Here is a 17,479-nt window from a genome sequence, read left to right as displayed (position 1 = left end):
CCCCGCGCCACCGTTGGCGCGTAAGCCAAGCCGGCGGATGCCGGCGCCCGGCGTCTGAGGGACAAAATTATAAACCGGAGCGGGCATCGCCCGCGACTGGGCCGTTGAGGTCCCGCGCCACCGTTGGCGCGTAAGCCAAGGGGCCGGATGGCCCCGCCCGGCGCCTGAGGAACACCATATAAAGTCAAGCTCCTCGCGTCCCGCGAGGAGCTCGTTGACTTTTAAGACGAACGCGCCGATATTCTGCCGCTTTCCGTGAGCGCGGCCCCTTTGCGGTGCCCACTTTGCGTTCGGGAGAGTGCTCGTGATTTCTACCGTTTTGCCAGTCTATTCGCGCGCCGACATCGCCTTTGAAAAGGGCGAGGGAATGTATTTGGTGTCGACGGAGGGACGACGTTATCTGGATTTTGGCTCGGGCGTCGCGGTCAATTCGCTGGGCCACGCCCATCCCCATCTGGTCGCCGCGCTGAAGGCCCAGGCCGAAAAGCTCTGGCACTGCTCGAACCTCTACCGCGTTCCGGGCCAGGAAGCCGTGGCCGCCCGGCTGATCGCCCATAGCTTCGCCGACACCGTCTTCTTCTGCAATTCAGGCGCCGAAGCGATGGAAGGCGTCATCAAGCTGGTGCGCAAGTACCATTATGAAGCCGGTCACCCCGAGCGCAACCGCATCATCGTCGCGCGCGGAGCCTTCCATGGCAGGACGCTGGCCACCATCGCCGCCGGCGGCCAGGAGAAGCATCTGAAGGGCTTCGCCCCCATCGTCGACGGTTTCGATCGGGTCGCCTATGGCAACCTGAACGAACTGCGCGCCGCCATCGGCCCCCATACGGCAGGCATCCTGGTCGAACCGGTCCAGGGCGAAGGCGGCATCGTTCCGGCCAGCCTCGACTATCTGCGGGCCTTGCGCGCCGTCGCCGACGAGTTCGGCATCCTGCTGGCGCTGGACGAGGTGCAGACCGGCAACGGACGCACCGGCAAGCTCTATGCCTATGAATGGGCCGGCATCACGCCCGACGTCCTCGGTACCGCCAAGGGCCTGGGCGGCGGATTCCCGCTCGGCGCCGTCCTGGCCACCGAAAAGGCGGCCTCCGGAATGACCCCGGGTTCCCACGGCAGCACCTTCGGCGGCAATCCTCTCGCCATGGCGGCGGCCGGCGCCACCCTGGACATCCTGCTTGCCGACGGCTTCATGGAGCATGTCCAGAAGATGGGATCGCTCCTGTGGGATACCTTCGGACGCTTGGTCAAGGCCCATCCCAAGGTGCTGGAGGACCAGCGCGGCGCCGGCTTGCTGCAAGGCCTGAAATGCAAGGTGCCAAACACCGCCCTCAACAAGGCCCTGCTGGACCGCGGCCTGCTGGCCGTCGGTGCCGGCGACAACGTGGAGCGGTTCGTGCCGCCCCTGATCGTCGAACCCGCGCATATCGCGGAAGCGGCCGAAATCATCGACGCCGCGTGCAAAGAACTGGCAGCCTGAATGAATAGCTTACGGCATTTCCTTGACCTCGACCGTTTCGACACCGCGACGCTGCGGCGCATTCTTGAGCTCGGCAAGGCTTACAAGAACGGGACCTGCGAATATGGCGCCCGGCCCTTGCAGGGGCGCATTCTGGCGATGATCTTCGAAAAGCCGTCGACGCGCACGCGCGTATCCTTCGAGGCCGGCATGCGGCAGCTGGGCGGCGACGTCATCGTGCTCACCCACAACGACACGCAACTGGGACGCGGCGAAACCATCGCCGACACCGCCCGCGTGCTGTCGCGCTATGTCGACGCCATCATGATCCGCACCAACGATCCCCAAAAGCTCACGGAACTGGCCGCCTATGCCACGGTTCCGGTGATCAACGGGCTGACCGACGACACCCACCCCTGCCAGGTCATGGCCGACGTGATGACCTATGAGGAACATCGCGGTTCGCTGGAAGGCAAGGTCGTGGCCTGGAGCGGCGATGGCAACAATGTCGCCGCCACCTGGATTCAAGCCGCCGCGCATTTCAAGTTCGAGATGCGCCTGGCCTGCCCGCCCGACCTGATGCCCAACCCCAAAGCCGTCGACTGGGCGCGCGGCAAGGGGGCGAAGGTTCTGCTGACCACCGATCCGGTGGAGGCCGTTCAGGGCGCCGACTGCGTGCTGACCGACACCTGGGTCTCGATGGGGTTCGACGAAAGCAACCGCCGCAATCTTCTGACCCCCTTCCAGGTCAACCAGGGCCTGATGGCGCGCGCCAAGGCCGACGCCGTCTTCATGCACTGCCTGCCGGCCCATCGCGGCGAGGAAGTGACCGATCCGGTGATGGACGGACCGCAGTCCCTGGTCTGGGACGAAGCCGAGAACCGCATGCATGTGCAGAAGGGGGTCCTGTCCTGGTGCCTGTTGTGAGCATCGACAACGATCTTATTCAGCCTTTTCTGATCGACGCCGGCGCCATCCGCGGGCGGGCCGTCCGCCTGGGCCCGGCCCTGGACGTGATCATGGCCGGGCACGATTATCCGCCGGCGGTGGCGGCATTGCTCGCCGAGACCCTGGTCCTGGCGGCGGCCCTGGCCGGCGCCCTGAAATTCGACGGCATCTTCACCCTGCAAATTCAAGCCGACGGCGCCATTCCGCTGATCGTCGCCGACGTCACCAGCGCCGGGGACCTTCGCGGCTATGCCCGCTTCGATGCCGGGAAGCTGGCCACCGCCCTGGCCGCCGGCGGCGCCGTGGTGCCCGGCCTGATCGGCAAGGGCTATCTAGCCTTCACCGTCGACCAGGGACCGGATACCGACCGCTATCAGGGCATTGTCGAGCTGGAAGGCAAAACCCTGGCGGAGTGCGCGCACCGCTATTTCGAACAGTCGGAACAGCTTCAGACCCATCTCCAGGCCGCCGTCCGGGCGCCCATGGGAAGCGACGGCTGGCGGGGCGGCGCGGTGATGATCCAGCGCATGCCGTTGGGACAGAACAGCCCGATCTTCACGGCGGAAGAAGCCGACGAGGCCTGGAACCGCGCCGCCATCCTGACGGCAAGCGTTCGCGACGACGAACTGCTCGGCCCGAAAGTCGGGGTCGGGGCGCTCCTGCATCGGCTTTATCACGCCGAAGGGCTGCATCCGCACGACCCCAAGCCTCTGGCGGCAAACTGCCGCTGCTCGGCCGAACGCGTCGCGGGAACATTGAAATCCTTTCCACGCAAGGAAGTGGAATCGATGCGCGACGACAGTGGAGACGTGGTTGTGGTTTGCGAGTTCTGCAAATCGCGCTATGTCTTTGCGAATACGGATCTGGATCGCCTTTACCAATCCTGACCCGGCGTTTGCCCGTTCATTTGTCAGCCAGCGAGTATCCCGCCATGTCCTTGCGTCACCTTGCCCTGATGATCGGTTTTTGTTCCCTTCTTGCCGCCTGTTCGTCCGCCCCGCCGATGCACCGCTTCCCGGAACTCACCTTCCGCAATCTGCCACCCGTGCAATTGGATATCGGCAGGATCGAAGTGGTATCGCAATATCAGCCGCCGGCACAGGCGCCGCATATCGAATATGACATGCCGGTTTCGCCGGAAGGCGCCCTGAAGCGCTGGGTCCAGGACCGCCTGCAGCCGATCGGCCGCACCGGGACGTTGCGTGTCGTCATCCGCGACGCCTCGGCCACCGAAACACCCCTCCAGACCGACAAGGGCTTCACCGGCATGTTCAAGAGGGAACAGGCCGCCCGGGTCGACATGTCGGTCGACGTCGCCCTGCAAATGCTCGACGACAAGCAGTTCGTCACCGCCGAGGTCACCGGCAAGCAGACCCGCAGCCAGACCGAGCAGGAAGGCATGAAGCTGAACGACCGCGACAAGCTGCTCTACGACATGGTCGAGGATCTGGTGAAGGGCTTCAACGGCGATATCGACCCCAATATCCGCTCGACCTTCGGCCCCTGGCTGGGAAGACACTGAAGCTAGAGCGATTTGCGACCAGGTTGGGTCACTTACCCTTTCGTCATTGCCGGGCTTGACCCGGCAATCCATGGACCCCCGGATCAAGTCCGGGGGTGACGGAAAAAACGATGATTCAATACGATCGCAAACCGCTCTAAGATTTTTCGAGGCGGCGGACACTTCTGTTCCGCCGCCTCTTCCTCTAACGGTTCTTTGCCTTACCGGGCCAGGGCGACCTCGGGCTGCATGAAGGCCAGTTTCTGTTCGCGCGCAACCGAGGGTTCCGTCAGACATCCGTGATGGACGTTGAGACCCGACAGGAAATGCGGCGAGGAAAGGAGCGCCGCGCGGTATCCCTCGTCGGCGATTTGCAGGACATAGGGCAGAGTGGCGTTGTTCAAGGCGTAGGTCGCCGTCCAAGGCACGGCGCCGGCCATATTGACCACGCAGTAATGAACGACGCCCTCCTCGACATAGGTCGGGCTGGCATGCGAGGTCGGGCGGCTGGTTTCGAAGCAACCGCCCTGGTCGATGGAGACGTCGACCACCACCGATCCGGGCCGCATGGCGGCGACCATCTGGCGGGTCACCACCTTCGGCGTCGTCGCTCCCATGATCAACACCGCGCCGACCACCAGATCGGATTCGGCGACACTGCTGGCAATGGCCGAGCGGTTGGTCTTGACCGTCCGCAGGCCCCAGCCGAAACGCTTGGCCAAACGCTCCAGCAATTCCAGGTTGGGGTCGAGCACCGTCACCTCGGCCCCCAGGCCGATGGCGGTCTCGATGGCGCTTTCGCCGACCACGCCACCGCCCACCACGGTGACCTTGGCGGGGCGAACGCCGGGCACCCGGCCCAGAAGGACGCCGCGGCCGCCGCACGCCTTCTCCAGGGCGTTGGCACCCGCCTGGATGGCCATGCGGCCAGCCACCTGCGACATCGGCGCCAGCAACGGCAAATGTCCGTGATCGTCGGTGATCGTCTCATAGGCGATACAGACGGCCCCACTGTTCAAAAGATCCTTGGTCAGAACCGGATCGGGGGCCAGATGCAGATAGGTGAACAGCACATGCTTCTCGGTCAGCAGGCGCCGCTCGGCCTCTTCCGGCTCCTTGACCTTGACGATCAGTTCGGCACCCTCGTAGATCGCCGCGACATTGGCGACGACCACCGCGCCGGCGTCGCGGTAACTGTCGTCACCGCAGCCGATACCCGCGCCGGCTCCCGTCTCGACCAGCACCTCGTGATCGTGACTGACGATTTCGGCGACGCTTTCCGGGGTCAATCCGACCCGGTATTCGCCGATCTTGATCTCTTTCGGAACACCTATTTTCATCGCGCTCCCTCCCGGTCTTGGAATTTTAAACAGCTTATGATCGGAAGAAAATTTTGTCCCCCCGAAACTTGAGAATCTCCGACCGAAGCACTTGGACGGCTTGTCCCTGATTTTACTGGCCAAGCGCGGCACAATCGGATGGAAACGGTTGGACCGGTTAGTCCATAGATGGTATTCGAATACCGCACGCGATGAGATCGGCGAACGAAGCCCGTGCAGTCTGGATTTGACTTCGCGATCACAATCACTTAATAGCCATGAAAAATTTGCAGTTAAGGTATTGAGGGGAAGCCATCAGGTATCTCTGGCATAGACAGAGTGCTCCAAATTAGCCAAAATTATTTATGGCTAACTTAAAATTATTAGTAAAAATACCAATATGTTAAAGAAATTATACGAAAGTATAAGGTTAATAAAACATAATTTTATATGCTTATGAACTGATCAGCTTCCTAAAAGGGTCGACTCATGGTCTTCAGTTGGCTGCATCTCGCCATCATACTTTTTCTCGTACTGGGCGCCCTTTTTGCCGGTGGCCCACTAGCCCTGGCATCCCTTCTCGCCCCGAAGGCGAAAGGTGGAGACATGGGCATGCCCTACGAGTGCGGCATCGTTCCCCTGGGCAATGCCCGGGGCCGGTTCGGCGTCAACTACTACGTCTACGCACTGATCTTCCTCGCCTTCGACGTCGACGTCCTCTACCTCTTCCCGGTCGCTACCCAATATCGGTGGACCGTCGGTTGGGACGCCTTCTTCGAAATTCTGATCTTCCTGTTCTTCCTTGGTCTGGCGGTTGTCTATTTCTGGGCGAAAGGGGTGTTCACGTGGCCACGCAAGATCCGACTCTGATCGCCCCCGATTATCAGACCGAGGGCGGCGCCCATATCGTCCCCCCGGTCGTCCGGATCAAGGCGGTCAATGACGTCCTCGACATCTGTCGCGCCATGTCGCTGTGGCCGATGACCTTCGGCCTGGCCTGCTGCGCCATCGAGATGATGGCGACCAGCATGGCCCGCTTCGACATCTCGCGCTTCGGTGCCGAAGTGTTCCGGCCGTCGCCCCGCCAGTCCGATCTCCTGATCGTCGCCGGCACGGTCAACAAGAAGATGGCCCCTTCGGTGGTTCGCCTTTACGAGCAGATGCCGGCGCCGCGCTTCGTCCTGGCGCTCGGCAACTGCGCCATTTCGGGCGGACCCTTCAAGTTCGAGAACCAGTACGGCATCGTCGAGGGCGTCGATAAGCTGATCCCCGTCGACGTCTACGTTCCCGGCTGCCCTCCCCGGCCCGAGGCGCTGCTGGAAGGACTTTTCGAAATCCAGAAGAAGCTCACGGGGCGCCGCTGGTGGCCGGAAGCGTCGGAAGCGTCGGGAGAGACGAAATGATCGACTCCCTGTTCGGCACCATCAAGGTTCAGTACCTCGTCAAATGCGATCCGGCCAAGACCGGGCTCGCCTGGTCGGTTTTCCTGGCGCAATCCGATCTGCTGCCCGCCGTCAAACTGCTCTATCGCGCCAACTACTTCCTAGAGGATCTCACCGCCATCGACGCCAAGGAAGGCTATCTGGCGGTCTATCACTTCGATCATATAGACAGTCCCGGCCGCGTCGCCTTGCGCGTGCTCACCTCGCACGAGGCGCCGGAACTGCCATCCATCGCCTCGGTCTACCAGGGCGCCGAATGGCATGAACGCGAAACCACCGACTTCTACGGCATCACCTTCACCGGCAATCCCAACCCGGTGCCGCTGCTGCTGGCGCCCGACATGACCGAGCATCCCCTGCAGAAGACCGAGGCGCAACGCGCCTTCCTGTGGGATCTGTTCCCGCCGGCCGAGCCCCTGCGGGCGGCGGCGGATTTCACCCTGCTCACCCCGGCGGCCAAATTGGCCGAGACGGGCGAGGCTTGACGGGCACTGGCCTCAAGGATCGACAGGAACGACCATGCATTACGAACAATTGGGCGTGACCGAGGGTGACTTCTACAATCGGAACTTCGAGAAGGGCGCCCGCGAGGACACGATGATCCTCAACCTCGGCCCGCAACATCCGGCGACCCACGGCGTCTTGCGGGTCATCGTCGAGCTGGACGGCGAATATGTGATCCGCGCCGAACCGGTGCTGGGCTACCTGCATCGCATGCACGAGAAGATGGGCGAGGTGAAAACCCTCTCCCAGTTCATCCCCAACACCGGGCGCATCGACTATGGCCACGCGCTGGGCTGGAACTGGGCTTTCGTCGGCGCCGTCGAACGGCTGGCCGGCTTCGAGGTGCCCGAGCGCGCGCAATATATTCGCGTCATCACCACCGAGATCAACCGGATCACCTCGCATCTGCTGTGGTGGGGCGCCTTCACGCTGGATCTGGGGGCGATCACCCCCATCATGTACGCCTTCGACGATCGCGAACATCTGCTGGACATCCTCCAGATGCCCACGGGATCGCGGCTGACCCATTCCTCCTTCCGCATCGGCGGTGTCTGCACGGACCTGAGCGAGAAGTTCATCGAGACCGTCCGCGACTTCATCCCGAAGATGCGCGAGCGTCTGCCGATGTACCGGGATCTGGTTACCGATAACGTCATCCTGAGGAAGCGCCTGGAAGGCGTCGGCGTCATGGACGCCGACATGTGCCGGCGCTATGGCGTCACCGGTCCCGTGGCGCGCGGTTCGGGGCTGGCCTACGACGTTCGCCAGGCGGAGCATTTCCCCATCTACGAGGGTCTGGACTGGCAGGTCGCCGTCCGCACCGAGGGAGATTCCATGGCCCGCTACCTGGTGCGCATGGACGAGATGGAGCAGAGCCTGAACATCATCGAGCAGGCCCTGGCCGCCCTTCCCGCCGGACCGGTGCTGATGAAAAACGCGCCGAAGGTCCTGTGGAAGGCGCCCAAGGGCGAATCCTATTTCGCCGTTGAAGGGGCGCGCGGCAAGATCGGCGTCCATCTGGTCAGCAATGGCGGGGAGTTCGCCTACAAGGTCAAGCTGCGCTCGCCCTGCTTCTCCAACCTAAGCGCCTACGCCGAAGCCGCGCGGGGCACCATCCTGGCAGACGCCGTGGCCATCCTGGGAAGCCTGGATCTGGTCATTCCCGAGATCGACAGGTGAATCCCATGACTTTCCTCGCGGCAATTCCCTCCGAACTCATCCATATCGTCATCGGCATGGTGGCGATCATGGCCTTCGTCGGCATCCATGTGCTGGTCCTGGTCTATGCCGAGCGCAAGGGCGCCGGGCATATCCAGCGCCGTCCCGGCCCCTTCGAGGTCGGTCCGCATGGAATTCTCCAACCTCTGGCCGACGCCGGAAAACTGATCGGCAAGCAGCTCTTCACGCCGACCAACGCCGATCCCATCCTGTTCTGGATGGCCCCGGTGCTCGCCGTGTTTCCGGTCCTGCTGCTGTTCGTGCCGATGCCCTTCGGGCCGGTGGTGACGGTCCAGGAGGTCAATCTCGGCCTGCTACTGATCCTGGCCTTCGCCGGCATCGGCGTGCTGTCGACCATGTTGGCCGGCTGGGCGTCGAACAACAAGTTCGGCTTGCTGGGCGCGGCGCGCACCGTCTCGCAATCGGTCGCCTACGAGATCCCGCTGTTGCTGGCCGTGCTCTGCATCGCCTTCCAGAAGGGCAGCCTCAATCTCTCGACCATCGTCGAGGGACAGGGCTCCTGGCCCTGGCAGTGGAACATCGTCACCCAGCCGCTGGCCTTCCTGATCTTCCTGGTCTGCGCCTTCGCCGAGACCAACCGCGCGCCCTTCGATCTGCCGGAAGCCGAGTCCGAACTGACCGCCGGCTTCCACACCGAATATTCGGGCATGGGTTTCGGCATGTTCTTCATGGCCGAATACGCCAACATGGTCGTCGTTTCCGGCGTCTGCACGGCGTTGTTCCTCGGCGGCTGGAAAGGTCCGGGGATCGACGGGGTGTGGTGGTTCATGATCAAGGTCTATGCCTTGCTCGCCTTGTTCATCTGGGTTCGCTGGACCTATCCCCGCGTACGCTTCGACCAGTTGCTCAACATCAATTGGAAATGGCTCATCCCCCTGGCGACCCTCAATCTTCTGGGGACGGTCTTCCTCATGAAGGTCTTCTAGGAAAGGCTTCGCGGAACATCATGAGCATGATCAGAAAAGTCCTCGAGCCGATCGGCGATCTGTGGAGCCTGGTGGTCGGGCTGCGCATCACCGGCCGCAACTTCACCCGGCCCCAGGTGACGGTGCATTACCCGCGCGAGCAGGTCCCCACCGATCTCACCGACAGCTATCGCGGCCCCATCGCCCTGGTGCCCCATCCCCGGGATGCGACCAAATCCAAGTGCACGGCCTGCATGATCTGCGTCGGCGCCTGTCCGTCCCAATGCATCACCGTGGTCAAGGCCCCGGCGCCGGTCATCACGCCCGAGCAGGAAAAGACCTTCCAGGAGGCCGAAGCGCGCGGCGAGGAAGTCGAGCGCCCGGTGGCCCCGCGCGAGCCGGTGATCTGGATCAACGATTTCTCGCTGTGCAGCCTGTGCGGCATGTGCGTCGAAGCCTGTCCGCCGCGCTGCCTCACCTTCTCGCACGAACTCAATGCCGTTGGCACCAGCCGTGATGCCTTCCTGCACAACCTGCTCATTCCCTATCCGGGGTCGCTGAAGCCGACGCCGGAACAGGTTCAAAAGCTCCAAGAGCGCTGATCATGGAAATTCTGGCAAAAATCGCTTTCGCCCTTCACGCCCTGATCATCCTGGGCGGCGCCCTGGTCGCGGTGAGCAGCAAGAGTCTGGTCCGCGCCCTGGTCGGGCTGGTCGTCACCTTCTTCGGCGTCGCCGGGATGTATCTGCTGCTGGCCACGCCGTTCCTGGCCTTCATGCAGATCCTGATCTATGTCGGCGCCGTCTGCGTGCTGGTCTTCTTCTCGGTCATGCTGACCCGCGCCGATGGCGAGGGCGAGGAGGCCCGGCCCGTCACCATCAGGCACCGCTTCAATGCCCTGCTCGCCGGATTGGTACCGGCCGTCGGCCTCGCCCTGGTGCTGATCCGCCATCCCGGCGCCGCCAGGGATCTGCCGGTGGAAGTCGGATTGCCGGCCCTGGGAACCGGCCTTCTCGAACAGTACTCATTAAGCTTCGAGCTTATTTCCCTGATTCTCCTGGTCGCCATGTCAGGCGCCGTCGTCCTGACCTGGGAACGGAAGGAAAAGCAATGAGCGCCCTCACCCTCTATCAGTTGGTCGCCCTTCTGCTGCTGGTGATCGGCCTTTACGGCATCGTGGTGCGCCGCACCCTGGTCGGCATGCTGATCAGTGTCGAGCTGATGCTGAACGGCGCCGGACTGTCCATCGTCGCCGCCGCCCAGCTCACCGAGGCCAATGCCGTCCTCGGCCAGTTGGGAACGCTTCTGGTGATGGGCCTGGCCGCCGCCGAGGCCACCCTGGTTCTCGCCATCATCATCGTGGTCTCGCGCCGTTTCGGCACCGTCGAAACCGACGCCATCTCGACGTTGAAAGAATAGCTCCATGCCCGCTTCCATCGAAAGCGCCCGCCTGCTCCTGCCGCTTGGCCTCACCGCGCTGGCGCCCTTCGCCATCTGGTTCAACCGGGGCAACGAGAACCGGCGCGAGGCCGTCTCCTTCGTCGCCGCCGCGCTGACCTTCCTTTCGGTGCTGTCCTTCGTGCCGGGCATCCTCGCCGGCCACGTCTATTCCTACCAGATGTTCACCATCCTTCCGGGGATTACGGTGACCTTCGCGCTGGACGGACTGGGCATGGTCTTCGCCCTGATCGCCCCCTTCCTGTGGGGCCTGGCCACCAGCTACAACATCGGCTACATGCGCGGCCTCAAGGAACACGCCCAGACGCGCTACTATTTCTGCTTCGCCATCGCCATCTTCGGCGCCCTCGGCGTCGCCTTCGCCGCCAACATCTTCACGCTCTACCTCTTCTACGAGGTGATCACCGTCTTCACCTATCCCCTGGTCGCCCATCACCAGGACGCGGAAGGCTTTGCCGGCGCGCGGAAATATCTGGTCTATCTGATGGGCACCTCGAAGCTGTTCCTGCTGCCGGCCATGGTGCTGACCTATGTGCTGTGCGGCACGCTGGAGATGAATCTCGTCTCGGTGACCGACGGCATGTTCCCGGCCCAGGTGGTGGCGGATCATCCCAATCTGGTGCGGCTGACCTACGTGCTGTTCCTCTGCGGCTTGGCCAAGGCCGCCCTGATGCCCTTCCACAACTGGCTGCCCTCGGCCATGGTGGCGCCGACTCCGGTCTCCGCCCTTCTGCATGCCGTGGCCGTGGTCAAGGCCGGCGTCTTCTCGCTGAGCCGGGTCATCCTGTCGGGATTCGGCGTCGAGACGATGCACAGTCTGGGGCTCGACCTGCCCACCGCCTATCTGGCCGCCTTCACTATCGTCGTCGCCTCGCTGATCGCTCTGACCAAGGACGACATCAAGGCCAGGCTCGCCTATTCGACGGTCAGCCAGCTCTCCTACGTCATCATCGGCGTCTCGCTCCTGACCCCGATGGCCGTGCAGGGCGGGCTGCTGCATATCGCCAACCACGCCTTTTCGAAGATCACCCTGTTCTTCGCCGCCGGCGCCATCTATGTGGTGACGCACCAGAAGAAGATCAGCCAGATGAACGGCATGGGGCGCAAGATGCCCTGGACCTTCGGCGCCTTCGGCCTGGCCTCGCTGTCGATGATCGGCATGCCCCCGGTCGCCGGCTTCGTCTCCAAATGGTATCTGGTCAACGGCGCCCTGCAGGCCGGCCAGGTCGCCCTGATGATCGCCCTTCTCGCCTCGACGGCACTCAACGCCGGCTATTTCGTGCCGATCTTCTACCGCGCCTTCTTCAAGGCGCCGGTGAGCGACATCGACCATGTCCGGGAAGCGCCGCTCACCATGGTCGTGCCGCTTTGCTTCACGGCCCTGGTCTCCCTGATCCTCGGCTTCTATCCGCAGATGTTTCAGGACTTCATCCGCGTCTTCGGGAACTATTAGGAAATGGCCATGAGCAGTCTCGGCGCCTTGTTCGATCGGCTGGGAAAACAGCACAGGCTGTGGCGGAACCTGTTTTTCGCCGCCCTCGTCCTGCTTCTCGGCCTCAACCTGATGATCCGCCCGGAAGAGGCGCATTTCGGCTGGGATGCCTATCCCGGCGCCTTCGCCGCCTTCGGATTGGTCGTGGGCTTCGTCCTGCTGCTGATCCTCGAAAAGATCGTCCGTCCTCTCATCGCCCGCAAAGAAGACTTCTATGGCGACATCTAGCTTCCTCCATCCCAGCCTGGGCTTTCTGGTCCTCGCCGTGATCCTGCCGTTCCTGCCCGGACGGCAATGGAAATGGCTGCTGCTGATCCCGCCGGTGATCGCCCTCTGGAGCGTCTTCACCATGACGCCCGGGGTTCACGCGGTGCTGCCCTATCTGGGCGAGCAAGTGATCCTGGGCCGCGTCGACCGGCTGTCGCTGATCTTCGCCCAGGTCTTCGCCGTGATGTCGCTGATCGGCATGACCTATGCGCTGAACGTCCCCGACAAGGGCAGCCACATCGCCGCCTCGCTCTATGTGGCGGGCAGCTTCGGCTCGGTCTTCGCCGGCGACTACCTAAGCCTGTTCGTCTTCTGGGAGCTGATGAGCATCGGCTCGACCTTCCTGATTTTCCTGAACCGGTCGCGGGAATCGACGCTGGCCGGCTTCCGTTATTTCCTTTTCCATACCGTCGGCGGACTGTTCCTGCTGGGTGGACTGCTGCTGCGCCACCAGGCCACCGGCAGTTTCGCCTTCGACCATATCCCGGCCGACGGCGCCGCCCTCTACGACTGGCTGATCCTCATCGGCTTCTGCGTGAACGCCGCCGTGGTGCCGCTGCATGCTTGGCTACCGGACGCCTATCCGCGCGCCACCGTGGCCGGCGCGGTCTTCATGTGCGCCTTCACCACCAAGACGGCGGTCTATGTGCTGGCCCGCGGCTTCGCCGGCTGGGAGATCCTGGCCGTGGCCGGCGCGGTGATGGCGGTTTATGGTGTCGGTCATGCCATCATCGCCAACAGCGCCCGGCGGATCCTGGCCTATGACATCATCTCGCAGGTCGGCTACATGGCGGTCGGCATCGGCGTCGGCACGGCGATGACCCTGGACGGCGCCGCCGCCCACGCCTACGCCCACATCCTTTACAAAAGCCTGTTGTTCATGAGCATCGGCTGCCTGATCCAGGGTTTGGGCACCGACCGGCTGGAAAAGCTGGGCGGCCTGGCCTCCCGCCTGCCGTGGATCACCCTCTTCTTCACCGTGGGCTCGCTGTCGATTTCCGGCATGCCGCTGTTCAACGGCTTCGTCACCAAGACGATGACCATCGCCGGCACCGCCGCCGCGCACCATACGGCGATCGCCCTGGCCCTCGAAGTGGCGACGGTCGGCACCTTCATCGCCGTGGGCATCCGGCTTCCCTATTTCGTCTTCTGGCGCCGCCGTCCGGCCGACGCCGGGCCGGAACCGGTCTGGAAGCCCCTGCCCTGGAACATGTATGCCGGCATGGCCCTGGCCGCCGTCCTGTGCATCGCCCAAGGCGTCCATCCCGACATGCTCTACCACTTCCTGCCCTATGCGGTGGACGTGCCCTACGAGCCCTGGGCGGCGTGGAACGTCTTGCAGGCGCTGCTCCTGCTGGGCTTCGCCGGTCTGGCCACCTATCTGCTGCGCGGCCTCCTCGTCACCCATCCGGGCGTCAATCTCGACTTCGATTATTTCTATCGTCTGATCGGCAAGGCCCTGCTGTTCGTCATCTGCCGGCCGATCGCCTGGATCGACGGCCTGTGGAGCGAGGTCTACCGCGTGATCGGCCTGAACGCCCTGAAAGTCCTGGGGTGGGTCAGCGCCTGGTTCGACCGCTCGGTGATCGATTGCATGGTCGACGGGTCCGCCATCACGGTGTCGGACGTCGGACGGCTGGGCGCGAAGCTGCAAAGCGGCAATCTGCAGAACTATCTCGCCATGACCGGCGTGCTCTTCCTTCTGATTTTCGGCTTGGTCTGGTACCTGGGTTAAGGAGTGATGGCGTTGGTTTTCCCCTTTCCGGTTCTCAGCAGCCTGATCGTCCTGCCGCTTCTGGCGGCGGCGGCTCTGTTCTTCATCAAGGGCGACGGGCTGGTGCGCAAATTCACCCTGGCCGCCTCCCTTCTCGAAATCGTCCTGGCGTTGCCGCTGACGGCTTTCCGCATGGGCGCCGACTTCCAGTTCGTCGAGCGCCTGTCCTGGGTGCCGCAGTGGGGTCTGCAATATTACTTGGCGGTCGACGGCATCAGCATCCTGATGGTCTGGCTGACCCTGGCCACCCTGCCGCTCTGCGTGCTGTGTTCCTGGACCGGCATCGCCAAGCGGACGAAGGAGTTCCATTTCTGCCTGCTGGTGATGACCTCGGCCTGTATCGGCGTCTTCACCGCCATGGATCTGGTGCTGTTCTACGTCTTCTGGGAAGCCATGCTGATCCCGATGTATCTGTTGATCGCCGTCTGGGGCGGCGATCAGCGCCGGTACGCCTCGATCAAGTTCTTCCTCTACACGCTGGCCGGCTCGACCCTGCTTCTGGTCGCCATCGTCGCCTTCCGCATCGAGGGCGGCACCTTCTCGATCCCCGAACTGATGCAACGGACCTTCGGCTTCCGCTTCCAGATCCTGTGCTTCCTGGCTATGGCCCTGGCCTTCGCCATCAAGGTGCCGATGTTCCCCTTCCACACCTGGCTGCCGGCCGCCCATGTGCAGGCCCCGGCTGCCGGATCGGTCATCCTCGCGGCCATCCTGCTGAAGATGGGAACCTACGGCTTCCTGCGCTTCTGCCTGCCGCTGACACCGGCGGCCAGTGAATATTTCGCGCCGATGATGATCGTCGTTTCGGTGGCCTCGATCCTCTACGGCGGCGCGGTGGCCCTGGGCCAGAGCGACATCAAGAAGCTGGTCGCCTATTCCTCGGTCGGCCATATGGGCTTCGTCACGCTGGGCATCTTCCTGTTCAACCAGCGGGGCGTCGAAGGCGCGCTGTTCCAGATGCTGAACCACGGCGTGGTGACCGGCGGCCTGTTCATGATGATCGGCGCCGTCTACGAGCGCAGCCACAGCCGCGAGATCAAGAAGATCCTGGGCTTGGGCAAATATATGCCGGCCTTCATGTTCTTCTGGGGCCTGTTCTCGCTGGCCTCCTTCGGTTTCCCGGCGACCAACGGCTTCGTCGGCGAGATCCTGGTCTTCGTCGGCGCCTTCCAGCATAGCCTGCTGGTCGGCCTGCTGCTGGTGCCCGGCGCCCTGCTGTCCACCGCCTACATGTTCCGCGTCGGCCTCAAGCTGGCCTGGGGCCAGCCGTCGGCGGCCAAGGAGTGGAGCGATCTCAGCCCCCGCGAATGGCTGTTCCTGGTGGTGCCGGCGGTGATGGTCTTCTACATCGGCCTGGCGCCCAGCCTGTTCTTCCAGATGATCACCCCCTCGGTCGACAAGCTGTTGGCCGATTACGACCAGCGCCGGGTGGCGGTGCTGGACCATGTTCCGGCGAACGCCCTCGCCGGCCTTGCCGGCGCCGTTGCGCCGGCCACGAAAAACTAGGGAGAGAGCGTCGTGAATTTGCATCCGGCCTTGATCATTCCGGAACTCTTCCAGTTTCTGCTGATTCTGGCGCTGTTCCTGCAAAGCATGGGCGACGGCGCCAAGGGACCCCGCCCCGGCCGCTGGGTTCCGCTGTTCGCCGCCCTGGGCATCGTCGCCGCCGTCGCCGGCTTCCCGGCGCGCGGACTGCTGTTCCATGACGTCTACCAGGTCGACGCGCTGTCGCAGTTCTTCAAACTGGCCATCGCCATCGGCTTTTTCGTCACCGTCTCCAACGCCTCGCGCCAGCCGACCCTGCCCGAGAACAAGCGCAGCGATTATTTCCTGTTCCTGGCCCTGTCGGCGGAAGGCTTGATGCTGCTTTCCTCCTCCACCGAGCTGTTCACCCTCTATCTGGCCCTGGAACTGTCGTCCTACAGCCTCTATACGGTGATTTCGCTGCGCGCCCGCGACAAGGGCGCGGCGGAAGCGGGCATCAAATACATCCTGTTCGGCGCGGTGGCCACGGCGCTGGCCCTTTACGGCCTGTCCTACGTGCTGGCCGGCCAGCACACCACCTACATCGCCGAACTGACGGGCAAATCCTGGACCTGGGCCAACTCGCCGCAGGCGGTCATCGGCCTGGCGCTGTTCCTGGGCGGGATGTTCTACAAACTGGCGCTGTTTCCCTTCCATTTCTGGTGCCCGGACGTCTATCAGGGCACCAGCAACGAGACGGCGACCTTCGCCGCCACCCTGCCCAAACTGGGCGCCGTGGTGGTGCTGGTGCGGCTGTCGGCCTTCCTGACGCCGGGCCTGGAGATCACCACCCTGCTGGCCTGGCTGGGCGCCATCTCGATGACGCTGGGCAATCTGAGCGCGCTGGCCCAGAAGGATGTGAAGCGGATCCTGGGCTTTTCCTCGGTGGCCCATGCTGGCTATGTGATGGTCGGCCTGGTGTCCGGCACCGCCGAGGGGATGGCGGCGGCGGCCTTCTACGCGCTGGCCTATGTGGCGATGAATCTGCTGGCCTTCTGGGTGGTCAGCCGCGTCGCGTCCGACGGACGCAATCTCAAGCTCGACGATCTGAACGGGCTTTACAAGCGGGCCCCGGTGCTAGCCTTCGCGCTGGCCGTCGGCGCCTTCGCCCTGGTCGGTCTGCCGCCGTCGGTCGGCTTCATCGGCAAGCTGTTCCTCATCACCTCGGCCTGGAACCACGGCTACAACTGGCTGGTGATCACGCTGGCGGTGAACAGCGCCTTCGCCATCTACTACTATCTGTCGCTGGTCCGCCACGCCTATACCGAGGAAACCGTGGCCGCCGGCTCGGCCGAACCCGACACCAGCGCCTTCAGCCTTGTCGGCGCCGGAATTTTGAGCGCCGTCGTGCTGATCCTCGGCCTGCTGCCCAGCCCGGTCTTCGACCTGGCCATCGCCGCCGGCCAAGGGGTGATCCGCTAAGGGCTTGTCGCGAAATAATCGCTCCAATCCCTTAGTTTCATATGACGCTTCCGCTCCGGCGGGCTCAAGCGCCGCTCGGGCTTAAGGGCTTGTCGCGAAATAATCGCTCCAATCCCTTAGTTTCATATGACGCTGCCGCTCCGCTCCAGCGGGCTCAAGCGCCGCTCGGGCTTAAGGGCCTGTTGGGGGAGGGGCGATCCCCCCTCCCCTCCGCCGGTCCGCTCGGCT

Annotated in this window: 18 protein-coding genes; 17 read left to right on the top strand and 1 reads right to left on the bottom strand. The window is 63.5% G+C overall.

The window, feature by feature from the left end; all coding sequences use genetic code 11:
- The first annotated feature begins 304 nt into the window (after positions 1-304).
- Genes CWS72_RS03250 through CWS72_RS03235 form a run of 4 tightly spaced genes read left to right on the top strand, consistent with a single transcriptional unit; the run spans position 305 to position 3,926 of the window.
- On the top strand, positions 305-1,477 hold the full coding sequence (locus tag CWS72_RS03250; protein WP_101249230.1) for an aspartate aminotransferase family protein: 1,173 nt from the start codon (positions 305-307) through the stop codon (positions 1,475-1,477).
- Complete coding sequence (gene argF, locus CWS72_RS03245) at positions 1,478-2,383, top strand: ornithine carbamoyltransferase (RefSeq protein WP_101249118.1); 906 nt, start codon at positions 1,478-1,480, stop codon at positions 2,381-2,383.
- Entirely contained in the window at positions 2,380-3,291 is a 912-nt protein-coding gene (gene hslO, locus CWS72_RS03240) for an Hsp33 family molecular chaperone HslO (protein WP_241911546.1), read from the top strand. The genes argF and hslO overlap by 4 nt, the downstream gene beginning before the upstream one ends.
- A gap of 44 nt (positions 3,292-3,335) precedes the next feature.
- Complete coding sequence (locus CWS72_RS03235) at positions 3,336-3,926, top strand: hypothetical protein (RefSeq protein ID WP_199175525.1); 591 nt, start codon at positions 3,336-3,338, stop codon at positions 3,924-3,926.
- Positions 3,927-4,126: 200 nt separating this feature from the next.
- On the opposite strand, the gene ald is transcribed toward CWS72_RS03235, so the two are convergent.
- Entirely contained in the window at positions 4,127-5,245 is a 1,119-nt protein-coding gene (ald, locus tag CWS72_RS03230; RefSeq protein ID WP_101249116.1) for an alanine dehydrogenase, read from the bottom strand.
- A 468-nt stretch (positions 5,246-5,713) separates the two neighbouring features.
- On the opposite strand from ald, the gene CWS72_RS03225 reads away from it, so the two are divergent.
- The 13 genes from CWS72_RS03225 to CWS72_RS03165 are packed head-to-tail and all read left to right on the top strand — an operon-like array spanning position 5,714 to position 17,251.
- The gene (locus CWS72_RS03225) at positions 5,714-6,094 is read left to right on the top strand and encodes an NADH-quinone oxidoreductase subunit A (protein ID WP_101249115.1); all 381 of its coding nucleotides are present in this window, start codon (positions 5,714-5,716) and stop codon (positions 6,092-6,094) included.
- Positions 6,070-6,627: an NADH-quinone oxidoreductase subunit B gene (locus CWS72_RS03220; protein WP_101249114.1), complete on the top strand. Its 558-nt coding sequence runs from the start codon at positions 6,070-6,072 to the stop codon at positions 6,625-6,627. Before CWS72_RS03225 ends, CWS72_RS03220 begins: the two co-directional genes overlap by 25 nt.
- Positions 6,624-7,151, top strand: coding sequence for an NADH-quinone oxidoreductase subunit C (locus CWS72_RS03215; protein WP_146002604.1), 528 nt, complete (start codon positions 6,624-6,626; stop codon positions 7,149-7,151). The genes CWS72_RS03220 and CWS72_RS03215 overlap by 4 nt, the downstream gene beginning before the upstream one ends.
- Before the next feature lie 34 nt (positions 7,152-7,185).
- Complete coding sequence (locus tag CWS72_RS03210) at positions 7,186-8,349, top strand: NADH-quinone oxidoreductase subunit D (protein ID WP_101249112.1); 1,164 nt, start codon at positions 7,186-7,188, stop codon at positions 8,347-8,349.
- A 5-nt stretch (positions 8,350-8,354) separates the two neighbouring features.
- Positions 8,355-9,335 (top strand): NADH-quinone oxidoreductase subunit NuoH, encoded by a 981-nt coding sequence (gene nuoH / locus CWS72_RS03205; RefSeq protein ID WP_101249111.1) that lies wholly within the window; start codon positions 8,355-8,357, stop codon positions 9,333-9,335.
- 20 nt (positions 9,336-9,355) lie between these two features.
- Entirely contained in the window at positions 9,356-9,916 is a 561-nt protein-coding gene (locus tag CWS72_RS03200) for a 4Fe-4S binding protein (RefSeq protein ID WP_101249110.1), read from the top strand.
- A gap of 2 nt (positions 9,917-9,918) precedes the next feature.
- Positions 9,919-10,428: an NADH-quinone oxidoreductase subunit J family protein gene (locus tag CWS72_RS03195; RefSeq protein ID WP_101249109.1), complete on the top strand. Its 510-nt coding sequence runs from the start codon at positions 9,919-9,921 to the stop codon at positions 10,426-10,428.
- Entirely contained in the window at positions 10,425-10,733 is a 309-nt protein-coding gene (nuoK, locus tag CWS72_RS03190) for an NADH-quinone oxidoreductase subunit NuoK (protein ID WP_101249108.1), read from the top strand. The genes CWS72_RS03195 and nuoK overlap by 4 nt, the downstream gene beginning before the upstream one ends.
- A gap of 4 nt (positions 10,734-10,737) precedes the next feature.
- Positions 10,738-12,225: a monovalent cation/H+ antiporter subunit D family protein gene (locus CWS72_RS03185; protein WP_101249107.1), complete on the top strand. Its 1,488-nt coding sequence runs from the start codon at positions 10,738-10,740 to the stop codon at positions 12,223-12,225.
- A gap of 9 nt (positions 12,226-12,234) precedes the next feature.
- Positions 12,235-12,492 carry a hypothetical protein gene (locus CWS72_RS03180; protein WP_199175524.1) on the top strand — a complete coding sequence of 86 codons (258 nt, stop codon included), beginning with the start codon at positions 12,235-12,237 and terminating at the stop codon, positions 12,490-12,492.
- A complete protein-coding gene (locus CWS72_RS03175; protein WP_101249105.1) occupies positions 12,479-14,266 on the top strand; it encodes a Na(+)/H(+) antiporter subunit D in 1,788 nt (595 codons plus the stop codon). The genes CWS72_RS03180 and CWS72_RS03175 overlap by 14 nt, the downstream gene beginning before the upstream one ends.
- Positions 14,267-14,272: 6 nt before the next feature.
- The gene (locus CWS72_RS03170) at positions 14,273-15,811 is read left to right on the top strand and encodes a complex I subunit 4 family protein (protein WP_101249104.1); all 1,539 of its coding nucleotides are present in this window, start codon (positions 14,273-14,275) and stop codon (positions 15,809-15,811) included.
- A gap of 12 nt (positions 15,812-15,823) precedes the next feature.
- Positions 15,824-17,251: an NADH-quinone oxidoreductase subunit N gene (locus CWS72_RS03165; protein WP_101249103.1), complete on the top strand. Its 1,428-nt coding sequence runs from the start codon at positions 15,824-15,826 to the stop codon at positions 17,249-17,251.
- Positions 17,252-17,479: the final 228 nt, after the last annotated feature.

The organism is Telmatospirillum siberiense, from assembly GCF_002845745.1.
In the GTDB taxonomy this organism is placed as follows: domain Bacteria; phylum Pseudomonadota; class Alphaproteobacteria; order Rhodospirillales; family Magnetospirillaceae; genus Telmatospirillum; species Telmatospirillum siberiense.
Note: the sequence above shows the minus strand (reverse complement) of the source record. Positions and strands in the feature narration are given on the sequence as shown.